The 23,123-nt window shown below is 51.5% G+C and carries 19 protein-coding genes, 1 tRNA gene and 1 pseudogene; 12 read left to right on the top strand and 9 right to left on the bottom strand.

The features are described from left to right. Positions 1-90 precede the first annotated feature (90 nt). Positions 91-2,535, bottom strand: a complete 2,445-nt coding sequence (fadE, locus tag J4614_RS12385; protein WP_000973041.1) for an acyl-CoA dehydrogenase FadE — start codon at positions 2,533-2,535, stop codon at positions 91-93. A gap of 239 nt (positions 2,536-2,774) precedes the next feature. On the opposite strand from fadE, the gene lpcA reads away from it, so the two are divergent. Beyond that, positions 2,775-3,353 carry a D-sedoheptulose 7-phosphate isomerase gene (lpcA, locus tag J4614_RS12380; protein WP_000284051.1) on the top strand — a complete coding sequence of 193 codons (579 nt, stop codon included), beginning with the start codon at positions 2,775-2,777 and terminating at the stop codon, positions 3,351-3,353. A 212-nt stretch (positions 3,354-3,565) separates the two neighbouring features. Further along, entirely contained in the window at positions 3,566-4,333 is a 768-nt protein-coding gene (locus tag J4614_RS12375; RefSeq protein WP_000333387.1) for a class II glutamine amidotransferase, read from the top strand. On the opposite strand, the gene dpaA is transcribed toward J4614_RS12375, so the two are convergent. Then, positions 4,304-5,044 carry a peptidoglycan meso-diaminopimelic acid protein amidase gene (dpaA, locus tag J4614_RS12370; protein ID WP_001225658.1) on the bottom strand — a complete coding sequence of 247 codons (741 nt, stop codon included), beginning with the start codon at positions 5,042-5,044 and terminating at the stop codon, positions 4,304-4,306. The genes J4614_RS12375 and dpaA overlap by 30 nt on opposite strands. 249 nt (positions 5,045-5,293) lie before the next feature. On the opposite strand from dpaA, the gene dinB reads away from it, so the two are divergent. The 3 genes from dinB (at position 5,294) to prfH (ending at position 8,318) form a co-directional block, all read left to right on the top strand. Beyond that, complete coding sequence (gene dinB / locus J4614_RS12365; RefSeq protein ID WP_001226199.1) at positions 5,294-6,349, top strand: DNA polymerase IV; 1,056 nt, start codon at positions 5,294-5,296, stop codon at positions 6,347-6,349. 218 nt (positions 6,350-6,567) lie between these two features. Beyond that, positions 6,568-7,707, top strand: a complete 1,140-nt coding sequence (locus J4614_RS12360) for an RNA ligase RtcB family protein (RefSeq protein WP_000528904.1) — start codon at positions 6,568-6,570, stop codon at positions 7,705-7,707. Beyond that, the gene (gene prfH, locus J4614_RS12355; protein WP_000602087.1) at positions 7,704-8,318 is read left to right on the top strand and encodes a peptide chain release factor H; all 615 of its coding nucleotides are present in this window, start codon (positions 7,704-7,706) and stop codon (positions 8,316-8,318) included. Before J4614_RS12360 ends, prfH begins: the two co-directional genes overlap by 4 nt. A 155-nt stretch (positions 8,319-8,473) precedes the next feature. Here prfH and pepD read toward each other — a convergent pair whose 3' ends face one another. Further along, positions 8,474-9,931: a cytosol nonspecific dipeptidase gene (pepD, locus tag J4614_RS12350; RefSeq protein WP_001292981.1), complete on the bottom strand. Its 1,458-nt coding sequence runs from the start codon at positions 9,929-9,931 to the stop codon at positions 8,474-8,476. Between the two features lie 248 nt (positions 9,932-10,179). On the opposite strand from pepD, the gene gpt reads away from it, so the two are divergent. The 3 genes from gpt (at position 10,180) to crl (ending at position 12,430) form a co-directional block, all read left to right on the top strand. Beyond that, positions 10,180-10,638 carry a xanthine phosphoribosyltransferase gene (gene gpt / locus J4614_RS12345; RefSeq protein WP_001292018.1) on the top strand — a complete coding sequence of 153 codons (459 nt, stop codon included), beginning with the start codon at positions 10,180-10,182 and terminating at the stop codon, positions 10,636-10,638. Positions 10,639-10,726: 88 nt separating this feature from the next. Beyond that, positions 10,727-11,971 (top strand): esterase FrsA, encoded by a 1,245-nt coding sequence (frsA, locus tag J4614_RS12340; RefSeq protein WP_000189586.1) that lies wholly within the window; start codon positions 10,727-10,729, stop codon positions 11,969-11,971. A 57-nt stretch (positions 11,972-12,028) separates the two neighbouring features. Continuing rightward, entirely contained in the window at positions 12,029-12,430 is a 402-nt protein-coding gene (gene crl / locus J4614_RS12335; RefSeq protein ID WP_000174693.1) for a sigma factor-binding protein Crl, read from the top strand. Positions 12,431-12,480: 50 nt separating this feature from the next. Here the strand turns inward: crl and phoE are convergent, their stop codons facing one another. Next, a complete protein-coding gene (gene phoE / locus J4614_RS12330; RefSeq protein WP_001043672.1) occupies positions 12,481-13,533 on the bottom strand; it encodes a phosphoporin PhoE in 1,053 nt (350 codons plus the stop codon). 282 nt (positions 13,534-13,815) lie between these two features. Between phoE and proB the strand changes: the two genes are divergently transcribed. From proB to J4614_RS12310, 4 genes and pseudogenes are all read left to right on the top strand, one after another. Beyond that, positions 13,816-14,919, top strand: a complete 1,104-nt coding sequence (gene proB, locus J4614_RS12325; RefSeq protein ID WP_001285275.1) for a glutamate 5-kinase — start codon at positions 13,816-13,818, stop codon at positions 14,917-14,919. A gap of 11 nt (positions 14,920-14,930) precedes the next feature. Next, positions 14,931-16,181, top strand: coding sequence for a glutamate-5-semialdehyde dehydrogenase (gene proA, locus J4614_RS12320; protein WP_000893220.1), 1,251 nt, complete (start codon positions 14,931-14,933; stop codon positions 16,179-16,181). 115 nt (positions 16,182-16,296) lie between these two features. Beyond that, positions 16,297-16,372 (top strand) — tRNA-Thr (locus J4614_RS12315). A gap of 154 nt (positions 16,373-16,526) precedes the next feature. After that, positions 16,527-16,727 (top strand): annotated as a pseudogene (locus J4614_RS12310) (hypothetical protein); the annotation flags it as partial. 47 nt (positions 16,728-16,774) lie between these two features. On the opposite strand, the gene stbE reads toward J4614_RS12310, so the two are convergent. From stbE to J4614_RS12285, 5 genes are all read right to left on the bottom strand, one after another. Continuing rightward, a complete protein-coding gene (gene stbE / locus J4614_RS12305) occupies positions 16,775-17,533 on the bottom strand; it encodes a fimbrial biogenesis chaperone StbE (protein ID WP_001247025.1) in 759 nt (252 codons plus the stop codon). Beyond that, the gene (gene stbD / locus J4614_RS12300) at positions 17,499-18,824 is read right to left on the bottom strand and encodes a fimbrial usher protein StbD (protein WP_000899094.1); all 1,326 of its coding nucleotides are present in this window, start codon (positions 18,822-18,824) and stop codon (positions 17,499-17,501) included. The genes stbE and stbD overlap by 35 nt, the downstream gene beginning before the upstream one ends. A gap of 4 nt (positions 18,825-18,828) precedes the next feature. After that, entirely contained in the window at positions 18,829-21,390 is a 2,562-nt protein-coding gene (locus tag J4614_RS12295) for a fimbrial outer membrane usher protein (RefSeq protein WP_208293189.1), read from the bottom strand. Beyond that, positions 21,374-22,135, bottom strand: a complete 762-nt coding sequence (gene stbB, locus J4614_RS12290; protein WP_000781492.1) for a fimbrial biogenesis chaperone StbB — start codon at positions 22,133-22,135, stop codon at positions 21,374-21,376. The genes J4614_RS12295 and stbB overlap by 17 nt, the downstream gene beginning before the upstream one ends. Positions 22,136-22,196: 61 nt before the next feature. Then, the gene (locus J4614_RS12285; RefSeq protein ID WP_000062033.1) at positions 22,197-22,733 is read right to left on the bottom strand and encodes a fimbrial protein; all 537 of its coding nucleotides are present in this window, start codon (positions 22,731-22,733) and stop codon (positions 22,197-22,199) included. Between the last annotated feature and the right edge of the window lie 390 nt (positions 22,734-23,123).

The following is a 23,123-nucleotide window of genomic DNA, read 5'->3' as shown; positions in this document are numbered from 1 at the left end:
AACAGCGTCTTTACACTGTAGCATGAGCAATAATAAAAAAGCGGCAAGAAAAAGCCCCGCGAAAGCGGGGCAGGAAAGATGCGAGACTGATTATGCGGCTTCGACTTTACGCACTTTCTCCGGCAGCTTTACCGGTTTGGTCGCCAGCGCTTCAGGTTCAAAATCATCAACGTTGATACTGCGCAGGCGGCTCTCTTCCGCTTTCGCCAGGATGGCGGCTTCATCTTTATCTATAAGCCCTTTCGCCAGCGCATTGCGCGCCAGTTCATCCAGACGAGTAAACGGCAGATTTTTACCCAGTTCTTTGCAGATGCGCTGGTGGATAGGGTCGGCAGCGATGACATCACGCAGCGCTTCTTCCAGTAAACCGACCGGATTATGTTCGGCGGGTGTCAGATACTGGCCGCGCCCAATGCGTGAACGTGTGGCGTTCGGCACCTGCAGGATCTTCGCCACGGCGTGATCCAGCTTATCAGACGGCGCCAGATAATGACGGCCAGTCGGGAAGATCATCGCGGTGAGCAATCCGGCCACGACGCGGTTCGGGAAGTTCTGCAGCAGATCGTCCATCGCTTGTTCAGCACGATACAGCGCATCCTGTACGCCCCAGTGCACCAGCGGCAGGTCGGCTTCGTGGCGACCTTCGTCGTCGTAACGCTTCAGTACGGCTGAGGCCAGATAAAGCTGACTCAACACATCGCCCAGACGCGCGGAGATACGCTCGCGGCGTTTCAGGCTGCCGCCCAGTACCGCCATTGACACGTCAGACAGCAGCGCCAGGTTTGCGCTCAGTCGGTTCAGATGCTGGTAATAACGCTTCGTGGCGTCGCCGGTTGGCGTATGGCTCGTTAATCCGCGGGTCAGGCCAAGCCAGAAACTGCGAACGGTATTGCTGCCGACATGACCAATATGTTTAAACAACAGCTTATCAAAGGCATTCACATCATTATTCTGCGCTGCGGCCATCTCTTCCAGTACATAAGGATGGCAGCGAATGGCGCCCTGACCAAAGATCATCATGCTACGGGTCAGGATATTCGCGCCTTCCACGGTGATCGCGATAGGCGCGCCCTGGTAAGCACGCGCCAGGAAGTTGCTCTCGCCCAGCATAATGCCTTTACCCCCTGTGATATCCATCGCGTCGATAATTGACTGCTGGCCGCGGTGGGTGCAGTGGTACTTCACGATAGCCGACAGTACCGCCGGTTTTTCGCCCAGCATAATGCCGTAGGTGATTAACGATGCGGCGGCATCCATCACATAAGCGTTACCTGCAATACGCGCCAGCGGTTCCTCAATACCTTCCATCTTGCCGATAGAAATTTTGAACTGACGACGAATGTGAGCATAGGCGCCGGTTGCCAGCGCGACGGATTTCACCCCGCCAGTGGAGTTGGACGGCAGGGTAATACCGCGTCCTACCGACAAACATTCCACCAGCATACGCCAGCCCTGTCCGGCCATTTTGGGGCCGCCGATAATATAATCAATAGGCACGAAAATATCGTTACCGCGGGTTGGACCATTCTGGAACGGAACGTTAAGCGGGAAGTGGCGACGACCAATTTCCACACCCGGCGTTGAGGTGGGGATCAGGGCGCAGGTAATACCCAGCTCTTCTTCTCCGCCTAACAGTCTATCCGGATCGGAAAGCTTAAACGCCAGACCCAACACGGTAGCTATCGGCGCCAGCGTAATGTAACGCTTGTTCCAGGTCAGGCGCATACCCAGCACCTGCTGGCCCTGCCATTCGCCCATGCAAACCACGCCGGTATCCGGAATGGCGCCTGCATCAGAACCTGCTTCCGGGCTGGTCAGCGCAAAGCAGGGGATCTCCTGGCCGCGCGCCAGTCGCGGCAGATAGTGATTCTTCTGCTCTTCCGTACCATAGTGCTGCAATAACTCGCCAGGGCCGAGTGAGTTTGGAACGCCGACGGTGATAGCCAGAATCCCGGAGACGCCGGACAGTTTTTGCAGTACACGGGACTGCGCATAAGCGGAGAACTCCAGCCCGCCATACTCTTTTTTAATGATCATCGCAAAAAAACGATGCTCTTTCAGGTAAGCCCACAGTTCCGGCGGCAGATCCGCCAGTTCATGGGTAATCTGAAAATCGTTCGCCATCCGGCACGCTTCTTCTACCGGACCGTCGAGAAACGCTTGCTCTTCGGCAGTGAGTTGCGGTTGCGGATAGTTGTGCAGTTTTTTCCAGTCAGGCTTGCCCTGGAACAGATCGCCTTCCCACCAGGTTGTACCGGCATCAATCGCTTCTTTCTCAGTGCGCGACATCGGCGGCATGACCTTACGGAAGCCGCGGAACACCGGTGCGGAAATCATTGATTTTCGCATCGGTGTGAGGTTAAACGGCACGAGGATAATGGCCAGAGGAACCAACAGCCAGATGGACCACAGGCCAGCGACGCCAAGTGCGGCGGTCCAGGCGAGCAGAATCAGGCTGCTGAGAAATAAACTCACGCGGTGATAGAACAATGCGCCGAGCAGAACAACCGTAGCGATAATACTCAAAATCATCATAACGAAAAGCTCCCTTGCTTGTAGGAGGTCTGACCACTTGTGATGATTAGGTTGTAGTAGATGTAAAATTTTTTAGCAATGTGTTTACAAAATAATTACAACAAAGCTCACATTGTTGCCGTTTTTGGGGGCACGAAAAATCAAAAGCGTGAGGCGTTAATTCGGCTTATGCTTCTCGCCTGTACTGCTATCCGGTACACTGCATACTGTCATTTACATTCATGCTGAAGGATATCCTCATGTACCAGGATCTTATTCGTAACGAACTGAACGAAGCGGCGGAAACGCTGGCTAATTTTTTAAAAGATGACGCCAATATTCACGCCATTCAGCGCGCGGCGGTCCTGTTGGCTGACAGTTTTAAAGCGGGTGGTAAGGTACTTTCCTGCGGTAACGGCGGCTCCCATTGCGATGCGATGCACTTTGCTGAAGAGCTGACAGGTCGTTATCGTGAAAATCGTCCGGGCTACCCGGCAATTGCGATTTCTGATGTTAGCCATATATCCTGCGTCAGTAATGATTTTGGCTATGACTATATTTTCTCTCGTTACGTTGAGGCGGTAGGGCGCGAAGGCGATGTCCTGTTAGGGATCTCGACGTCGGGTAACTCTGGTAACGTGATTAAAGCGATTGCCGCGGCCCGTGAAAAAGGCATGAAAGTGATTACGTTGACCGGCAAAGACGGCGGCAAAATGGCGGGAACGGCGGATATTGAAATTCGCGTACCGCACTTCGGTTATGCCGATCGTATTCAGGAAATTCATATCAAAGTAATTCATATTTTGATTCAGTTGATCGAAAAAGAGATGGTTAAATAACTATACCCGTCATACTTCAAGCTGCAGGTGCGTTGGTTGCGCTCAGAAACCCCAGTCACATAGTTATCTATGTTCCTGGGGATTTCCTCCCTTACCGCCTTCCTGCAACTCGAATTATTTAGGGTATAGCATATTGTTTTCTTTGATATTTTGAGTTTTGATTGGCTGTAAAAATTACGCCTTCCCGCTTAAGGCGTTTGTGGAGGTGATGTATGTGCGAACTGCTTGGGATGAGCGCCAATGTGCCGACGGATATCTGCTTTAGCTTCACCGGACTGGTGCAGCGTGGCGGCGGAACCGGGCCGCATAAAGACGGCTGGGGAATTACCTTTTACGAAGGAAAGGGCTGTCGCACGTTTAAAGATCCGCAACCGAGCTACCATTCGCCGATTGCGAAACTGGTACAGAATTACCCGATCAAGTCCTGCTCGGTTATCGCCCATATCCGTCAGGCTAATCGCGGTGAAGTGGCGCTGGAAAATACACACCCTTTTACCCGGGAATTATGGGGACGCAACTGGACTTATGCTCATAACGGTCAGCTCAACGGTTATAAGTCGCTGGAAACCGGTAATTTTCGTCCGGTGGGGGAAACCGACAGCGAAAAAGCGTTTTGCTGGCTATTGCATAAATTAACGCAGCGTTATCCCCGCACGCCGGGCAACATGACAGCGGTATTTAAATATATTGCGACACTGGCGACGGTATTACGTGAAAAAGGCGTTTTTAACATGCTGCTGTCAGATGGGCGATATGTGATGGCGTTTTGCTCAACCCATTTGCACTGGATCACTCGCCGGGCGCCGTTTGGCGTAGCCACGCTGGTGGATCAGGATATGGAAATTGATTTCAGTTCACAGACCACGCCAAATGACGTGGTTACCGTGATTGCTACCCAGCCGCTAACGGGGAATGAAACCTGGCAAAAGATTATGCCAGGCGAATGGGCGTTATTTTGCCTCGGAGAGCGTATAATTTGAGGCCAGCTGTGGCTGAACAACTTCGTGACTCAACGGTTTGCTCACGACGTAACGTCCATCAACGATAGAAACAGTTGGCGGCTTATGCGTCTGTTCAAAATAATCGTAGCCGGGTTTTAGCTGCGCCCAGAAATCTTTGTAATAAGAATATTTATGACGCTGCATATTGGCGTCGGTCATCCGGAACGGATAAATACTCACCTGCACGCTCGGCTGACCAAAGACCAGCGCGGCGGTGACAAACTGGAAAATCTCATCAATGCCGCTGTCGGTCATGGCATAGCAGCCGACGGAAACACAGGCACCGTGAATCATCAGATATTTACCATCATAGCCATGCGCGCGATCGTAGGCATTGGGAAAACCAATGTTGATGGCCTTATAAAAACGGCTGTCTGGCTTGAGTTGATTACGCTGAACGCTGTAAAACCCTTCCGGACTTTTAAAATCGCCCTGACGGCGTTTCGGGCCTAACCCGCCGGAATAGTTGCAAATTTTGTAGCTATCAAGCAACTGGTATTGCTCACCCATTTTGACGTAGAGATCAAGAGTGCGCTCTTCTTTAAAAATCTGAATATAGACCGGTGAGCCCATTAACTGCTGCTTATACTCTTTACTGACCGGCGTGACGGGGCTGCTGCTGCTCAGCAAACCGGCAAATGAGACGCACGGCATCAGAAGCATCGCAAGAAAAAATGCGATTTTACGCATACTGCTTGTTCCTTGATAAAACGGTTACACACGCCAGAACGGCAAAAGAGTCCCCAAATCGGAGTAATCTGGATTTGGAGCGCTCACATTAGCACCACGGCAGTTTTTCGCAAGTCCCCGTGTGTACGTTTACAATTTTCCCGCCGCTTTCGTCGTCATACCTTCGAATATGTCGCATTTTTAACGCGAATGTCTCTTTGCGCGCAATAAAACATACTGTACACTTAAACAGTATTGTGGGGGCGAGCGATGCGCAAAATCATACATGTTGATATGGACTGTTTTTTTGCCGCGGTAGAGATGCGTGATAATCCGGCGTTACGCGATATCCCTATTGCCATTGGCGGGAGTCGTGAGCGAAGAGGCGTTATCAGTACCGCCAACTATCCTGCGCGCCAGTTTGGCGTACGCAGCGCGATGCCGACTGCCATGGCGCTAAAGCTGTGCCCTCATCTCACCTTACTGCCTGGCCGCTTTGACGCCTATAAAGAGGCTTCGCGGCATGTACGTGACATCTTTTCCCGCTACACTTCACTGATTGAACCGCTCTCGCTGGATGAAGCCTGGCTGGATGTGACTGACAGCCCGCACTGTTATGGTTCGGCGACTCTGATCGCCAGGGAGATTCGTCAGACTATTTTCAATGAACTGCAACTCACCGCTTCTGCCGGCGTTGCGCCAGTGAAATTTCTGGCGAAGATCGCCTCCGATCTCAATAAACCGAACGGGCAATATGTTATTACGCCAGCCGATGTACCCGACTTTCTTAAAACGTTGCCGTTAGCCAAAATTCCAGGCGTGGGGAAAGTTTCCGCCGCCAAACTGGAAAATATGGGGTTAAGAACCTGCGGGGATATTCAACAGTGCGATCTGGCGATGCTTCTCAAACGCTTTGGTAAATTTGGCCGGGTATTATGGGAGCGTAGTCAGGGTATTGACGAGCGTGATGTTAACAGCGAAAGGCTGCGTAAATCGGTAGGCGTTGAGCGTACTCTGGCGGAGGATATTCATGAATGGTCGGACTGCGAGGCTATTATTGAGCATTTATATCCGGAGCTGGAGCGTCGTCTGGCTATAGTGAAGCCCGATTTACTGATTGCCCGACAGGGCGTTAAATTAAAATTTAATGATTTTCAGCAAACCACTCAGGAACATGTCTGGCCGCAATTAAATAAAGAAGACTTAATTACCACCGCCCGTAAAACCTGGAACGAGCGTCGCGGCGAGCGCGGCGTACGGCTGGTGGGGCTACACGTAACGCTGCTCGACCCTCAATTGGAACGACAGTTGGTGTTAGGGTTATAAGTCAGGCCATTAAGATTTTATCACTATTACGATTGCGCCATCTAAATTTCAGTATTACTATACCCGCGTTTTCTCATTCTCAATAACTGCAAAGGAGGTTCATCATGACACTTTATTCTCTGAACGCACTTTGCAGACATTTCCAGGATTAATTTTCTCTTATTGCTCTGGATTAGTCTGCCATTTCCTGATTTTTTAATTCATATATGGAATGGTATATGGGCAATTATATTCGTCCTTTATCAGATGTGGTATTTTCTATCGCATCAGATAACCTGTGGATCGAAGATTCCGCGATCCAACAATTATATACGACGGCTAAGTTAACCGGTATGAGACGCGTTATCGGGATGCCAGATCTGCATCCGGGGCGCGGCTACCCTATTGGCGCAGCCTTTTTCTCGCGTGGACGCTTTTATCCGGCGCTGGTCGGCAACGATATCGGCTGCGGCATGGCGTTATGGCAAACGGATATTTTAGGGCGTAAATGTAACGCCGATAAACTGGAGAAGCGGCTGGCGTCGCTGACTGACGTGGCGGACGCGCAGTGGCTGGAGGAGAATGTCCCCGCCGCAATGCAGCATCATTCGTGGCGCTCTGCGCTGGGTTCCATTGGCGGCGGCAATCATTTTGCCGAGCTGCAGCAGGTCGATCGCATCGTCGATGCTGATTCGTTCGCTTTGTCGGGGTTGCAAAAAGCGCAGTTATTACTGTTGGTACACAGTGGTTCACGCGGTCTGGGGCAAGCTATCCTGCGTCGTCATGTGGAGGCGTTTTCGCATAACGGTTTGCCGGAAGATAGCGACGATGCGCGCCGCTACCTTGCAGAACATGACGATGCGCTGGCATTTGCCCGCAGTAATCGCGCGCTGATTGCCCGCCGGATACTGCAACAGCTCAGGGCTGAGGGCGAACCGCGGCTGGATGTGGCGCATAACTTCGTTGAACCCTGTACTGTCGCGGGTGAGGCGGGGTGGCTGCATCGTAAAGGCGCTACGCCAGATGGGCAGGGACTGGTGATTATCCCCGGCTCGCGCGGCGATTATAGCTGGCTGGTGAAACCCGTCGTCAGCGAGGAGAGCCTCTTCTCCCTGGCGCATGGCGCGGGACGCAAATGGATGCGTACTGAGTGTAAAGACCGGTTATCGGCAAAATTTACCCCGCGACAGCTCTGCCGTACCGGGATGGGTAGCCGGGTGATTTGCCGCGATCGCCAGCTCATTTATGAGGAAGCGCCGCAGGCGTATAAATCCATCGATAGCGTGGTGGATTGTCTGGCAGACGCCGGACTGATTACGCCAGTTGCCTGCCTGCGTCCGGTGCTGACGCTGAAAACCTCAGGGGAGAAAAGCGCATGATCTTACTGCAACTTTCTTCCGCACAGGGACCGGACGAGTGTTGTCTGGCGGTAAAAAAAGCGCTGGATTGTCTGACGAAAGAAGCCGCCAGAGAAAAGGTATCGTTGACACGGCTTGAAACAGAGCCGGGACGATTACCAGACACGCTGCGTTCCGCGCTGGTCTCGCTGGACGGCGAAAAAGCTATGGCTTTCAGTGAACGTTGGTGCGGCACGTTACTGTGGATTTGTACCAGCCCGTATCGCCCGCACCATGGGCGAAAAAACTGGTACGTCGGCATTGGGCGCTTTTCCGCCGACGAACACATACAGTCTGATGAGATTCGTTTCGAGACTCTGCGCTCTTCCGGCCCGGGTGGGCAGCACGTTAATAAAACCGACTCGGCAGTGCGGGCCACGCACCTGGTGAGCGGGATTAGCGTGAAGGTTCAGTCGGAGCGCAGTCAACATGCGAATAAGCGTCTGGCCCGGCTGCTGATTGCCTGGCGGCTGGAACAGCAACGGCAAAATGAGTGTGCGGCGTTGAAGTCTGAAAGGCGTCTGTTCCATCATCAGATTGAGCGCGGCAATCCGCTGCGGATATTTAAAGGAATGGCGTTTACGCCACAATAATTCGGTGTTACCGGCGCTGTTATCGGGCTGTCTGGCTATTCGCGTGTAGCCGCAGCGCTATTTCAGCGTATTCAGGAGAGGTTATCTGGCAATGGATACCCGATATTCCATATTGCTAGCCCGTCCAGAAATGGGACGGGCATTTTAGCGCTTTCTTACTTCGCAGGAATCGCTTTCAGCAATTCGGTCAGCAGAGTCCAGTAGTGGCCGACGCTTTCGATATGTACCTGCTCATCCGGAGAGTGAGGTCCGGTAATGGTAGGCCCAATAGAAACCATGTCCATATCCGGATAGGGTTTCTTAAACAGACCGCATTCCAGGCCGGCGTGGATAATCTGGATGTTCGGTGTCTTGTTGAACAGACGCTGATAGGTTTCCCGCACCAGGTGCATGACCGGCGAGTTCGCATCGGGCTGCCAGCCAGGATAGCTGCCTTTTGCTTCGGTTTTCGCGCCAGCCAGCTTGCCCAGCGAATCCAGCATACTCACCACATAATCTTTACCGCTGTCGATAAGAGAGCGAATCAGGCAGTGAATTTCGACATTCGCATCAGACATTGTGACCACGCCAACGTTTAGCGATGTTTCCACTACGCCTTTCGCTACGTCTGAATTGCGGATCACGCCGTTCGGCGTTGCGTTCAGCAGGCGCACAAAGGTATCGCGTGACGGCGCGGTCAATGCGGCTTTATCACTAGCAACCTCATTGAGTTGCAGCGTCAGGTTTTTCTCTTTTTCCGCCAGTTCGTTTTTCAGAATATCCTGGTAAGCGTTCACTAATGTTTTCAGAGCGCCTACGTTGTTTGCGGAAACGGCGAGGGTAGCGAACGCTTCGCGCGGAATCGCGTTACGCAGCGTGCCGCCGTTGAAATCGATCAGACGCAGATCCAGTTCTTCTGCGTGCCCGGCCAGAAAACGCGCCAGCAATTTGTTGGCATTGCCAAGGCCGAGGTGAATTTCACCACCGGAGTGGCCGCCTTTCAGACCTTTCAGGGTTAGCTTAAAGCACGCAAATCCTGCGGGTACAGCTTCACGGGTCAACGGCAGATTAGAGGTAAAATCGATGCCGCCTGCGCAGCCCATATAGATCTCACCTTCTTCTTCAGAGTCGGTGTTGATCAGGATGTCGGCCTGCAACCAGCCGGACTGGAGGCCGAACGCGCCATCCATGCCGGCTTCTTCGGTCATGGTCAGCAGCACTTCCAGCGGGCCATGGACGACATTATCATCAGCCAGTACCGCTAACGCAGAAGCCATTCCAATACCATTGTCGGCGCCGAGCGTAGTACCGCGCGCTTTAACCCATTCGCCATCAATATAAGGCTGGATAGGATCTGTAGTGAAGTCGTGAACGGTGTCGCTATTTTTTTGCGGCACCATATCCAGATGCGCCTGTAAAACGACCGGCTTGCGATTTTCCATACCTGCAGTGGCGGGCTTACGGATCAGAATATTACCGACCTGGTCGCGATCCACGTAAAGGCCTTTCTCTTTGGCCCAACTCACAATATGTTCCGCGAGTTGCTCTTCGTGATAGGACGGGTGAGGAATAGAACAGATTTTGGCAAAAATATCCCACAAAGGTTGTGGTGATAACTGAGACAGTTCAGACACGATAAGTCTCCTTGGCGGTGGTCTGAAAAACGTTCTTACAGGCCACAGGGTTAGCGGAATTGATAACTCTTACGAGATGCGACTGAGAATACCACTTTCTCCGCCTGCGGGTAGTATAAAGCATACAAAAAGAGGCGTGGATTCCGCTAAACACTGGTTTTTAGCGCGTCAGGTCTCTATAATCTCGCGCAACTATTTCCCCCTCGAACACTTTTTAAGCCGTAGATAAACAGGCTGGGACACTTCACATGAGCGAAAAATACGTCGTCACCTGGGACATGTTGCAGATTCACGCACGCAAACTGGCGAGCCGCCTCATGCCTTCAGAACAATGGAAAGGCATTATTGCCGTAAGTCGTGGCGGCCTTGTACCGGGCGCACTACTGGCGCGTGAATTGGGCATTCGTCATGTCGATACCGTATGCATCTCCAGCTACGATCACGATAACCAGCGCGAACTGAAAGTGCTGAAACGTGCAGAAGGCGACGGCGAAGGCTTTATCGTCATCGACGATCTGGTCGATACCGGCGGTACCGCCGTCGCGATTCGCGAAATGTACCCTAAAGCGCATTTCGTCACGATTTTCGCTAAACCGGCGGGCCGTCCGCTGGTTGATGATTATGTTATTGATATTCCTCAGAACACCTGGATTGAGCAGCCCTGGGATATGGGTGTGGTATTTGTACCGCCGATTTCAGGTCGTTAATCAGCAGCTTTTCAGAGCGCCCGGCAATGCCGGGCGCTGTTTTATTGGTTACAATAAGCCTCTATGAGTATCCAAGGAGGCTGCACGAATGACACAGGCTAACCTCAGCGAAACCCTGTTCAAACCCCGCTTTAAACATACTGAAACGTCTACCCTTGTCCGTCGGTTCAATCGTGGGTCGCAGCCGCCCATGCAATCCGCGCTGGACGGTAAGAACGTTCCGCACTGGTATCGCATGATAAACCGCCTGATGTGGATTTGGCGCGGCGTTGACCCACGAGAAATCCTTGATGTGCAGGCGCGCATTGTGATGAGCGACGCAGAGCGAACGGATGATGATTTATACGATACGGTCATCGGTTACCGCGGCGGCAACTGGATTTATGAGTGGGCAAAGCAGGCGATGGACTGGCAGCAGAAAGCCTGTCAGGAACAGGACGCCATGCGCAGCGGACGCTACTGGCTTCATGCCTCAACGCTCTATAACATTGCCGCCTACCCGCATTTGAAGGGCGATGAGCTGGCGGAGCAGGCGCAGGCGCTGGCGAATCGCGCCTATGAAGAGGCCGCGCAGCGGTTGCCCGGCTCGTTACGTGAAATGGAATTTGCCGTTCCTGGCGGTTCGCCTGTCACCGCGTTTTTACATATGCCGAAAGGGGATGGTCCGTTTCCGACGGTGCTCATGTGCGGCGGCCTGGACGCCATGCAAACCGACTATTACACCCTGTATGAACGCTATTTCGCGCCGCGCGGTATCGCGATGTTAACGCTTGATATGCCTTCGGTTGGATTTTCATCAAAGTGGAAATTAACCCAGGATTCCAGCTTGCTCCACCAGCATGTGTTAAAAGCGCTTCCTAATGTCCCCTGGGTAGATCATACCCGTGTTGCGGCGTTTGGTTTCCGTTTTGGCGCCAATGTTGCGGTGCGTCTGGCCTATCTGGAAGCGCCGCGTTTGAAAGCGGTGGCTTGCCTGGGGCCGGTGGTCCATGCGCTACTTAGCGATCCGCAACGACAGAGCACGGTGCCGGAGATGTATCTGGATGTGCTGGCCAGCCGTCTGGGTATGCATGATGCTTCGGATGAGGCGCTACGTGTGGAGCTCAATCGCTATTCGTTGAAAGTACAGGGGCTACTGGGCAGACGTTGTCCTACGCCAATGCTTTCCGGCTTCTGGAAAAACGATCCTTTCAGCCCGGAAGAAGAGTCTCGCTTAATTACAACATCATCTTCAGACGGTAAGCTGATAGAGATCCCTTTTAACCCGGTGTACCGCAATTTTGACCACGCGCTGCAAGAAATTACCGACTGGATTAATCATAGATTGTGTTAATAGATTGATAAATTCTATTGATTTGGTAAAACAGTTGCTTCATTAAAGGAGATCGCAATGACGTTACCGAGTGGACACCCGAAAAGTAGATTGATCAAGAAATTTACCGCGCTTGGCCCCTATATCCGGGAAGGGCAGTGCGAAGACAATCGTTTTTTTTTCGATTGCCTGGCAGTTTGCGTCAACGTGAAGCCCGCGCCAGAGAAGCGTGAATTTTGGGGCTGGTGGATGGAGCTGGAAGCACAAGAGAAACGCTTCACTTATCGTTATCAGTTTGGTTTGTTTGATAAAGAGGGCAACTGGACCGCAGTGCCGATTAACGAAACCGAAGTGGTGGAGCGACTGGAATACACGCTACGCGAGTTTCATGAAAAGCTACGCGACCTGCTGATTTCTATGGAGCTGGCGCTGGAGCCGTCTGACGATTTCAACGACGAGCCGGTAAAACTGTCGGCATAACCCTGCTGCCATGCCTGATGGCGTAGCGCCATCAGGCACAATGCGACTTATCAGAACTGGTAGGTCAACCCTATTGCCACAATATCATCGTCATTAATGCCTAACGTGTTATCGCTATCAAGCTGATTGATTTTGTAATCTACAAACGCGGACATATTTTTGTTGAAGTAATAGGTTGCGCCAACGTCAATGTAATTCACCAAATCCTCACTGCCGACGCCCTCAATATCTTTGCCTTTTGACAGCACATAGCCTAATGACGGACGCAGACCAAAATCAAACTGATACTGGATAACCGCTTCGAAATTTTGGGTTTTATTGGCAAATCCGCCGGAAACTGGCGTCATGTTGCGGGTTTCTGAATAGAAAGTCGCAATATAAATATCATTAGCGTCATACTTTACACCCGTAGCCCAGGCTTCGGCTTTATCGCCCGTACCGCGGCGCTGCAGATTTTGCTCCCTGGTGCGATCGGAGAGAGTATAAGCGCCGCTGACGGCAAAATCGCTGCCGCCGAAATCATAGCTCACGGATGTGCCGAAGCCGTCGCCGTTTTGCTTTTTCACATCGCGATTTTCGTTTTTCCCCTGATACTGTAAGGTAAGATCCAGTCCATCAACGATGCCGAAGAAATCGGTATTGCGGTAAGTCGCCAGCCCGCTGGCGCGTTTAGTCATAAAATTATCGGTCTGGGCGGAAGAGTCGCCGCCGAATTCGGGAAACATATCCGTCCAGGCCTCAACATCGTACAGCGCGCCCAGGTTACGTCCATAGTCAAAAGAACCGATATCTTTTAATTTCAGGCCAGCAAAGGCCAGGCGGGTTTTTTGCTGGGACGAATCACTTTCGGCTTTATTACCGGCAAATTCAGCTTCCCAGCGCCCGTAGCCGGTCAATTGATCGTTAATTTGCGTTTCGCCTTTAAAACCAAAACGAACGTAGCTTTGATCGCCATCTTTGCTGTCATAATCGCTCATATAGTGCATGGCTTTAACTTTTCCATACACATCAAGCTTATTACCGTTTTTATTGTAAACCTCGGCGGCGTGAACAGATGCTGATGCGATGATACTCACCACTATTGCCAGAGTGCTCTTATTCATTTCCATTCCTGTTTTAATTACGCGCTATGATTTGTCGGGAGACCCGGTAAAAAACAGGAAGGTTTTTAACGTTCGGTAATGAAAGATTTATGACAAAGTGAGAATTTTTTTAAAAAAATATGTTTAATTGTTGCGGTAATAAAATGGTCAAATTCTGCCGCTACGCTTGCTGATCCTGCGCAACAAAATTTCACGCTACGCGTACAGGTTGTTGGCAACCGGAGCCAGTCCTGCTAAAACGTTCATTTGGTCTTTATTTCTTATTTTGAACGGCAGAGAATCATGAGTGACAGCCAGACGCTGGTCGTAAAACTCGGCACCAGCGTGCTAACAGGCGGATCGCGCCGCCTGAACCGTGCCCATATCGTAGAACTTGTCCGCCAGTGTGCGCAGCTACACGCCGCGGGACATCGTATTGTTATTGTTACCTCTGGCGCGATTGCCGCCGGACGTGAACATCTCGGCTACCCGGAACTGCCGGCAACGATCGCCTCTAAACAGCTTCTGGCGGCGGTAGGGCAAAGCCGCCTGATTCAACTGTGGGAGCAGTTGTTTTCAATTTACGGTATCCATATCGGGCAGATGCTGTTGACGCGTGCGGATATGGAAGACAGAGAGCGCTTTCTGAACGCCCGCGATACGCTGCGTGCATTACTGGATAACCATATTGTGCCGGTTATCAATGAAAATGATGCCGTTGCGACAGCGGAAATTAAAGTGGGCGATAACGATAACCTCTCCGCGCTGGCTGCGATCCTGGCAGGCGCGGATAAACTGCTGCTGCTGACCGATCAGCAAGGATTATTTACCGCCGATCCGCGTAGCAATCCGCAGGCGGAGCTTATCAAAGATGTGTATGGCGTTGACGATGCGCTGCGCTCTATCGCGGGAGACAGCGTTTCCGGACTGGGGACCGGTGGTATGAGCACTAAGCTTCAGGCGGCAGACGTGGCCTGTCGCGCGGGTATTGATACGATTATTGCCTCAGGCAGTAAACCGGGCGTGATCGGCGATGTGATGGAGGGGATTTCCGTCGGCACCCGTTTTCATGCGCAAGCCTCGCCGCTGGAGAACCGCAAACGTTGGATCTTCGGGGCGCCGCCGGCAGGCGAAATTACGGTTGATGAAGGTGCGACCGCGGCAATGCTGGAACGTGGCAGTTCACTTCTGCCAAAAGGCATCAAAAGCGTGACGGGCAATTTCTCGCGGGGGGAGGTCATCAGAATTTGTAACCTGCAAGGGCGTGATATCGCTCATGGCGTCAGCCGTTATAACAGTGATGCTCTGCGGCGGATAGCCGGCCACCACTCTCAACAAATCGATGCGATTCTGGGCTATGAATATGGCCCGGTCGCTGTTCATCGTGATGACATGATTACTCGATAAGGAACAGGCATATGCTGGAACAAATGGGCATTGCTGCTAAAGCGGCGTCGTATAAGCTGGCGCTGCTCTCCAGCGGCGAAAAAAATCGCGTGCTGGAAAAAATAGCCGATGAACTGGAAGCGCAAATGGAAAGTATCCTCAGCGCGAACGTACAAGATGTTGAGCAGGCGCGAGCCAACGGCCTGAGCGAAGCGATGCTGGACCGCCTGGCGCTGACCCCTGCGCGTCTGAAAGCGATTGCTGACGATGTGCGCCAGGTCTGTAATCTCGCCGACCCGGTCGGGCAGGTGATCGACGGCGGTCTGCTGGACAGCGGGCTACGTCTGGAGCGCCGCCGCGTGCCGTTGGGCGTGGTTGGCGTTATCTATGAGGCGCGTCCGAATGTTACCGTTGATGTGGCTTCTTTGTGTCTGAAAACCGGTAATGCGGTGATTCTACGCGGTGGGAAAGAGACGCATCGCACGAATGCCGCAACCGTTCGTGTCATTCAGAAGGCACTGAAAGCTTGCGGTTTACCGGAGGCAGCGGTTCAGGCAATTGATAATCCGGATCGTTCGCTGGTCAATGAAATGCTGCGTATGGATAAGTACATCGATATGCTGATCCCGCGCGGCGGCGCAGGCTTGCATAAACTGTGCCGCGAGCAATCCACAATCCCAGTGATTACCGGCGGGATTGGCGTGTGCCATATTTTTGTCGATAGCAGCGCAGACATCGCCCCGGCGCTGAAGATTATCGTCAACGCCAAAACCCAGCGCCCGAGCACTTGTAACACGGTGGAAACCTTGCTGGTGCATCAGGACATCGCAGAACGTTTTTTGCCTGCGCTGAGCAAGCAGATGGCGGAGAGTGGCGTGACGCTGCATGGGGATGAAACCGTCATACAGGCACTGCATGGTCCTGCCAAACTGGTGCCGCTGAAACCGGAAGAGCTGGATAACGAGTTTCTGTCTCTGGATCTGAACGTTGTGGTGGTCGAAAATATGGATGGCGCTATCGCCCACATTCGCGAACATGGTACTCAGCACTCCGATGCGATTTTGACGTGTGATATGCATAATGCTGCGCGTTTCGTGAACGAAGTGGATTCCGCTGCGGTTTATGTCAACGCCTCTACCCGTTTTACCGATGGCGGGCAGTTTGGGCTTGGCGCAGAAGTGGCGGTCAGCACGCAGAAATTACATGCCCGCGGTCCGATGGGGCTTGAAGCGCTTACCACCTATAAGTGGATCGGCTTTGGCGATGGTACGATTCGTGCGTAATTAATGTCGAGCGGTGCAAAAATAGCCGGTTGAGTAGCAAGGCTATTGACGCACCGCCCGGTTAGTTTTAACCTTCTATCCCGTGATTCACCCGCGTGAACACACCCTTCTCAGGGCCGATATAGCTCAGTTGGTAGAGCAGCGCATTCGTAATGCGAAGGTCGTAGGTTCGACTCCTATTATCGGCACCATCTCAATCAAGTAGTTACAAACTTTTCTTTCATAACAATCTTCTCATTTTCTTTCTCGTGTACTTGTTTTGCATGGTATAGATGTCTATGAGGACGTCAGTCCGGAAAGCATTCGTTCTGCATGGTATGCCTTTCGTTATTCTCAGGGGCTACTAAGCCTGTGACAACGGGCATCGAAAATAATTTTCGCGGTTATATGATGCGTAATAATAATACGTTCTACACATTAATTGAGTCAGATAATGAAAACGTATGGGATATGTCTGTTGAGGAGAAGGGAACTCAACAGAACAAAGATGCCGTGCAAAAAGAAAAATATCAGCTTAATGCTATTTTTGACAATGGTACATGCTGAATTCTGGCTTGTCTCAGGGATACGACCGTATCCCTGAATATTTCCCATCAAAACTCAGGAATAAAATCACTCTTACTAATATATTTTTCCAGTATGGCGGTATATTGTCGCCAGTTCCCGGAGTCATTGATTACTGCATAATTTATCGATGCTCCCGGCGTTGGCGAGCGTGTTAGCGGCACATCAAGTGCTGTTTTCGGCGCAACCATGATATCGCCGATACTTTTCTTGTCATCCGTCGTTAGTGTTAAACTCATATACCACGAGGTGGGGTTAACTATCCGTATAGTATTTTCTTTAGCAATAAAGCGTAATTTTTTCTCCTCCGCTTCCGTTGGCGCTTTTAATCCGGTCGGGCGAATTAAAATTTTTAGCCGCAAACGAAGCGGTAATACCAGTTTTCGCGGGTTGTTTTTAATGTCATGGGGGAGTGGCGGTATCTGATAAATGTTTAGCCAGAAGAGACTCTCCCGGTCCGTTGCAAGCTGCTGGCGGGAACTCAGGAGCAGGCGAAGCGTTCTCAGTTCCCCTGGCTGCATTTTAAATACTGGCGGCAGCGCCACCAGCGGCGTTTTGCTGTTATCCGGAGAGGCGTCAATGTTTCCGGCGTCGGTCCATACCTGTAACAGCATCGGCGTTGTATTATCGTTGGATAATGTCAACGATTGAGCGACATCATCTGAAGCAAAAATAATTCGGGTTCTGTCAATATTAACGGCGGCTTGTGCCGGGCCATACCATCCCGTCAACCCAAGTAGCGTTAATATGACTTTACTGAAAACTAACCACTGCCTGTAATTGCGCATTCACGCTTCCTGCCGTTACTGTTTGTCCGCCGATCGCCTCAAGCGAGGCAGTAAAATCACCGCTGTAGGTTTCTACTGAACCGGATGATACTCGTGTGGTTAAATCTTTATAGCCATACCAGCCTCGGGCGTTGCCAGTGCCTGTCTTGATCCGATCGGGTAACAGGTTAATTGGCGTACCGGCATCGTTATAGATGCGGATACCTACTCCGGAAGCTACGCCAGGTTCGCCATAATGGGTGTCCAGTAGCCACGACAGACCGCCTGCGGATGTGGTTAGCCCCAGGCGACGCGCCGCCGCCACGGCGGTGGGTTGATTAACGACAAACCCCATTGCGACATTAGCGGCGCTGGTGGACGGGAGGGCACTGGACACAGCGCCGGACTCACATTCCAGGCTGACGTGGAAAGGCGCCTGGCTATTGCCTCCGGCGGCTAATATGCCGACGGCGACAGGGGGAATTTTCACGATCGCAGGATAATCTGTGATTTTACATAACGCGCCGCGAACATAGGTGACACTATTATATGTACTCCATGCTCCGGGCCAATAGCCGGGCCAGCCATAATAATCGCTGGCATGATCCAGTCCCGCTTGGATCCGCTCGGTAATCAAGCCTGGGCCTTTAAAGGCGATATAACCCCGAGGCTGCGTCCAGGTATCTCGGTCCATTGGATTCTGGTAGGCAAAATATTTTCTTGAGTCAATTTTAAACATCTCATATAACACGTTGCTAAACGCGCTGGCAGGAATATAAATATATTTGTCATCCTGAAACCAACTGTCTGCGGTAAGTTGGCGTTCTTTCCAGAAACGGCTGTAATATTCGCCGGTACTGAGGTTTGTCATACGGACAGCAACATTACGCTCCACATCATAATAGGCGCCTTCTACTTCGGGAGTAAAAAATGCCCCCGCAAAAGCGCTATCGCCATTTGTCGAATACATCTCATAGAGCTTCCCGGCATCGGCGGTATCGCAGCGGTAAAGTACCTGTTTACTGGAATAGGGCGTGCCGGTGGCGGCCGTCAGGAAGTTACCGATCCCACTGGCCAATAATGTGCCGGAGGGTTGAAATGTTTCACTATTACTGATGCTAATCACCGTTGGCAAACCGATATTACCGGTATTCGTGTCAGTTGCGCCGATCCAGTTTTGCGCCGTGTAGCCCGCTTTTATCGCCGCGTCAGAGAGCGCGCTCTTATCGGTGACTTTGATACATGACGACCATGTTCCGGCGCTGACGAACAGGCTGGTGATAAACAATAGCGTTCGGAAACTAAAAAGCATTGTGCTATTCCTTCTCGCAGATTTTGTTCAGATAGAGAAACGGTTCCTTGGTGTGAAGATCGAGTTGGTAGGCAACCCGGCAACGCTGGTTTGCCCCTGTTCCCCAGCGCACCAGTAGAGAACCCGACGGATGGGCGATACGGGCATAAATCTGCCCACTCTGGCCGACCATGCCGATGTTTGTGCCTTCACCGTTGAAAACATCAGCGCCCATTGGCGGTATGCCGCCATCCGGCATCTTCACGGAGATCAGCACCGCTTTGCCGCTGATAGTGGCGAAATTGACACGCGCGATGGCGCCGGCATAGGGCACAATCTGCTGACTTCCTCCCGTCAGTTCGGCATCGCTGCGCATCTTACGGGTGTCGAGCGTAACGTTATTGACGCGGTAAGGAGATAACGAAGGCAGAATGGCGTAACCAAAGCGATCAACCACAGCGCCCTGGCCATTTTGTACGATCGCGCCCTGCGCGCCATCGGCATGAATAAGCGCAAAGGTATCGCTGGTATAGGGGCCAGCCGTCAGACCGCCAGAGTGAAGTACCAGGGTGCCGGACGCGCCCAGTCCTTCCTGACGATAGTTATCGCCCTGGTCATAGTTGGCGCGAAGTGCGCCAAACCGGGTGTTTTGTTGTAGATTACCGCCAAACGTCGTTGGCGCGCTGCTATCGCTATTGCTATTGCGATAACGCTCGTAGCCGCCATAAACCGACCATGACAGGTCGCTGTTTTCACCACTACTGCCGGTCATGGATACGGTTGAGGAACGACTTTGACTGGACTGGTTATAATTCATGGCGACAGACGTTCTGTTTTCGCCCCAATCCAGCGGTATAGAGACATTAAACGACATTGTGGTTTCGGTATATTTTTGTCGGCTACTCACGTCCAGTGGTTCGTTAACGCCGTGATAAAAGCGATCGTAATCCCAGGTGGTGCGCTGTCGTGCGATATTCACCCCGTAGCTTATATTCCGCCACTGGTTGCTATACCCCATTTGTAGCTGTGTTATACGCGATTGGTTATTGTAGTAGTCTGCGGTGCTGGCGCTGAGGTTAAGCGTGCCAAGCCATCCTAACGGCTGGCTTACCGTCGCGGACAGGCGATTGCGCTGATGCAGCGTGTCGGAGTAGTAATCAATCCCCGTTTTTGCTTCCCGGCGTACGCCGAGCACGTCCTGAAGATCGCGAAAGCCGTTGGTTGAATAACGATAAGCCGCCAGTACCAGGTTAGTGCCGGTGGTAAACGTTTTGCTGTAACTGAGTTCCGCGCGCCAGCCTTGCTGGCGATCGTTATGCTCTGCGCGCGCATTCGACCAGGTGGCGTTAAGGCCGAACGCGCCCATACCGGTGGCCCAGACACCGCCCGCCAGCCATGCCTGGTAACGCTGCGCAATTCGTGAACCGAGGTTGAGGGTAATGGTGTTATTAACGCCGTGCTGGAACGTTCCCTCAAAGAACCGATTTTCAATATCGTAGTACTGACGAACCCTGCCGAAGGCCAGCGAATAGTGCCAGTTACCGGGGCGAACCGAATCCGGCACGGAAGAATAAGGCACGGTGAAACGTGAGGTTTTACCGCTGGCCTCGATAACCTCTACCTCCAGATCGCCTTGATAACGGGTGTTGTACAGATCGTCAATATAAAATGGGCCCGGCGGAACGTTGGTTTCATAAATCACTTTCCCCAGTTGTTTTACTACCACGTGCGCGCTACTGGCCGCTACGCCCCGAACTTCCGGCGCATAACCGCGTTTGCCCTGCGGGCGCATCCGCTCGTCGGTGACTAGTTTAGCTCCGTTAAAAGACAGACTGCCGAATAAGCTGGAGTCTGTATAGCTATCGCCCAGCGACAGAATACTGTTAATAGACGCGACAGGTCTTTGCACCCAGGTTCGAACGCTATTATAGCGCCAGGCGCTTCCGCTCTGGTTGCTATTGGCATGGCGCAGATTACTTTGATGACGGACCTGCCAAAGTCCAAGGTTAACGCCCATGTTTAAACCGCTCCATAAGTATTGGTAGCGATAATGGCTGTCGGTATTTTCGGTGCGGGTCCAGTTTGTGTTATGGCGTAAAAACAGCGCCAGCGCGCCGCTATCCCACTCTGAAGGGGAGATATAACCGCGCGGTTTGTGCGTAAGTTCGGTCATTGGAATCGTCAGCAACAGGCGAAGCGTGGCGCTATCAAATTGCCAGCCGGCATGAGGTACCCACTCCCTGAGCGGGCGACACTCGGTCGCAGCGTCGGTCGCGGGGAGTGATTTTATCTGTGCCGCTTTCATCACCGATAAGGGCAGACAGGGTTCAGTCTGTTGTCCCTCTTTTACAGCATTAAATCGAATATTAGTGCTCGAGGTTACCAGCGTGCCATTAACGTAAACGTCGGCAAGATAGTCTCCGGAAGGCGTTTGCTGTTCATTAAAACGGGCAATATTTTGTCCGTAAGTGGCCCCCTGAAGTAGCGCAGGATCAAAATAATACTCTTCACCCTGCGCGGAGCCTGAGCAAACTATGGCGATCAATAGCGCAAGGCTTTTGCGGTTCAAATTAATGGTGGGGGACATCGTAGCTCTCGCTTATCCTTGCGCCCAGGTCGTTAACCAAAGTAACGGTGACTGTACCGGAGAAGGATTTGAGTGACCGCTTGCCCGGCAGCCACCAGGTTTGACTGGAGAAAGGGGCAATCATGTCAGCATCCAGATTATACGAAGCGCCGTTCACTTTTACATTCAGGTTACTTAAAGAGGCAAACCAGGGCTGCGGATTAACAATAACAATACCGCTTTTTCCGGAACCCTTATTTACCGTTTTAATCTGTAATTTTTTCGCCAGATTATCAGGTTTACCTAGCCCGTCAGGACGATAGAAAAGTTTTATTCTTGAGCGCAGCATTACCAACATTTTATTTTGCCCGCTGTCGCTGCCAATATTCGTTGGTGGTACCTGTAATACGTTAAACCAGAATACTGACTCACGATCCTGCGGCAATTTTTTCGTGTTGTTATAAATTACGCGTACAACCTGGCCTGCTTTGGGTTGAATACGAAATACCGGCGGCGTGGCAATGAACGGCATCGCGCTGCTATTTTCCGGGCTGGTATTCATATCGCCATCGTCAAACCAGGTTTGTACGATATAAGGTATTGCATCATTATTTTTTAACTGCACATCTACGGAGGAGGCTGTTGATGGGTAAATTATTCGGCTACCCAAAATAGTAACGCTCGCCCACGATGCTGTGGCGGGTAGGGCCAGCAATAGAAAAACTATTAAGTAATATAATGCGGAATGTCGGGTATCCATTTTCATCTCAACAACTCCCTGGCGATTGAAAATGGTCTGGCGTTTCAACGCCAGACCGTAGCGACAATTATTTATACGAAACGGCGTATTGTAGGGTGGCAGCGACTGTCCCAGCCTCTGCTTTCCCGGTAGAGTAATACCGCGCGGTATAAGTCGCGCTCGCTTCAGAAGCATTTGGTTCCAGCTGTAGGTCGCCGTCGCCAGTAAAGCCGCCGGTCAGATTGATTGGCTCCCCTGAAGTGTCGAGTAATTGGACTTCAACATTTTTCGCGCTGCCAGTATTACCCAGGTTACCGTTACTGGTGACCTGATTACCGACAAAGACAGTGGAAATTTTTGTTGTTTTGTCCTTAGAGCCGGTACACCCGGACAGCCCAATATCAAACGTTATTGGCCCCGCAGTTTTCCCTTGTTCTGATAAATCTTTAGTACTTACTGTTGGTAATAACACGACGGGTTTAGCCTGATTACCATTAATCACGACAGAGCATGTTTCATCAGAGACTTCCCCTTGAAAGGTGATGGTGTTATCAGAAACAGCCATCGCGCTGCTGGAGACAAGAAGTGAGCCTGTGATCATTGCTAAATACTTTTTCATAGACATATGATAATGTTCCTGTATTAATCTTTACTTTTTCAGGACGAGTGCAATTCGCCCGAATGTTTCGTGCTTATGGAGGAGTGGTAAAAATAACGATCATTAACTCTATTTTTGGATGTGAGCTATACCCTCCTGACTATTGATAATGCGATATAAAACAAACAGACTTATTTCTCTTATCATGAAATAGAGCGATAAGCGCTTTCGTCCATACATCTCATTAGTACAACTGATAGTGTTATCATTTGATTGAGTGTAATCCGATAACAATTCTCTCCGCGTCTGAATAGATAGACTATGTTGCAATACAAACCTGCACATTTTTGCTATGTAAAATCCGCATCAGTTAAACCTCCCGATGGATAATACGATGGTGAGATTAAGGTAAATTTT

The sequence above is a fragment of the Salmonella sp. 32031103-2018-00083-FB-01-SM-01 genome, assembly GCF_017571995.1.
Lineage (GTDB): Bacteria > Pseudomonadota > Gammaproteobacteria > Enterobacterales > Enterobacteriaceae > Salmonella > Salmonella enterica.
This window is presented reverse-complemented; position numbering and strand designations above follow the sequence as displayed.

What these genes read in the sequence shown, in the direction of transcription:
- stbB (WP_000781492.1), bottom strand. Translation starts at nt 22,135, where the DNA reads ATGAAAATGGATACCCGACATTCCGCATTATATTACTTAATAGTTTTT.
- phoE (WP_001043672.1), bottom strand. Translation starts at nt 13,533, where the DNA reads ATGAATAAGAGCACTCTGGCAATAGTGGTGAGTATCATCGCATCAGCA.
- J4614_RS12285 (WP_000062033.1), bottom strand. Translation starts at nt 22,733, where the DNA reads ATGTCTATGAAAAAGTATTTAGCAATGATCACAGGCTCACTTCTTGTC.
- fadE (WP_000973041.1), bottom strand. Translation starts at nt 2,535, where the DNA reads ATGATGATTTTGAGTATTATCGCTACGGTTGTTCTGCTCGGCGCATTG.
- lpcA (WP_000284051.1), top strand. Translation starts at nt 2,775, where the DNA reads ATGTACCAGGATCTTATTCGTAACGAACTGAACGAAGCGGCGGAAACG.
- gpt (WP_001292018.1), top strand. Translation starts at nt 10,180, where the DNA reads ATGAGCGAAAAATACGTCGTCACCTGGGACATGTTGCAGATTCACGCA.
- prfH (WP_000602087.1), top strand. Translation starts at nt 7,704, where the DNA reads ATGATCTTACTGCAACTTTCTTCCGCACAGGGACCGGACGAGTGTTGT.
- J4614_RS12360 (WP_000528904.1), top strand. Translation starts at nt 6,568, where the DNA reads ATGGGCAATTATATTCGTCCTTTATCAGATGTGGTATTTTCTATCGCA.
- dinB (WP_001226199.1), top strand. Translation starts at nt 5,294, where the DNA reads ATGCGCAAAATCATACATGTTGATATGGACTGTTTTTTTGCCGCGGTA.
- stbE (WP_001247025.1), bottom strand. Translation starts at nt 17,533, where the DNA reads ATGCGCAATTACAGGCAGTGGTTAGTTTTCAGTAAAGTCATATTAACG.
- crl (WP_000174693.1), top strand. Translation starts at nt 12,029, where the DNA reads ATGACGTTACCGAGTGGACACCCGAAAAGTAGATTGATCAAGAAATTT.
- dpaA (WP_001225658.1), bottom strand. Translation starts at nt 5,044, where the DNA reads ATGCGTAAAATCGCATTTTTTCTTGCGATGCTTCTGATGCCGTGCGTC.
- J4614_RS12375 (WP_000333387.1), top strand. Translation starts at nt 3,566, where the DNA reads ATGTGCGAACTGCTTGGGATGAGCGCCAATGTGCCGACGGATATCTGC.
- proB (WP_001285275.1), top strand. Translation starts at nt 13,816, where the DNA reads ATGAGTGACAGCCAGACGCTGGTCGTAAAACTCGGCACCAGCGTGCTA.
- stbD (WP_000899094.1), bottom strand. Translation starts at nt 18,824, where the DNA reads ATGCTTTTTAGTTTCCGAACGCTATTGTTTATCACCAGCCTGTTCGTC.
- proA (WP_000893220.1), top strand. Translation starts at nt 14,931, where the DNA reads ATGCTGGAACAAATGGGCATTGCTGCTAAAGCGGCGTCGTATAAGCTG.
- J4614_RS12295 (WP_208293189.1), bottom strand. Translation starts at nt 21,390, where the DNA reads ATGTCCCCCACCATTAATTTGAACCGCAAAAGCCTTGCGCTATTGATC.
- frsA (WP_000189586.1), top strand. Translation starts at nt 10,727, where the DNA reads ATGACACAGGCTAACCTCAGCGAAACCCTGTTCAAACCCCGCTTTAAA.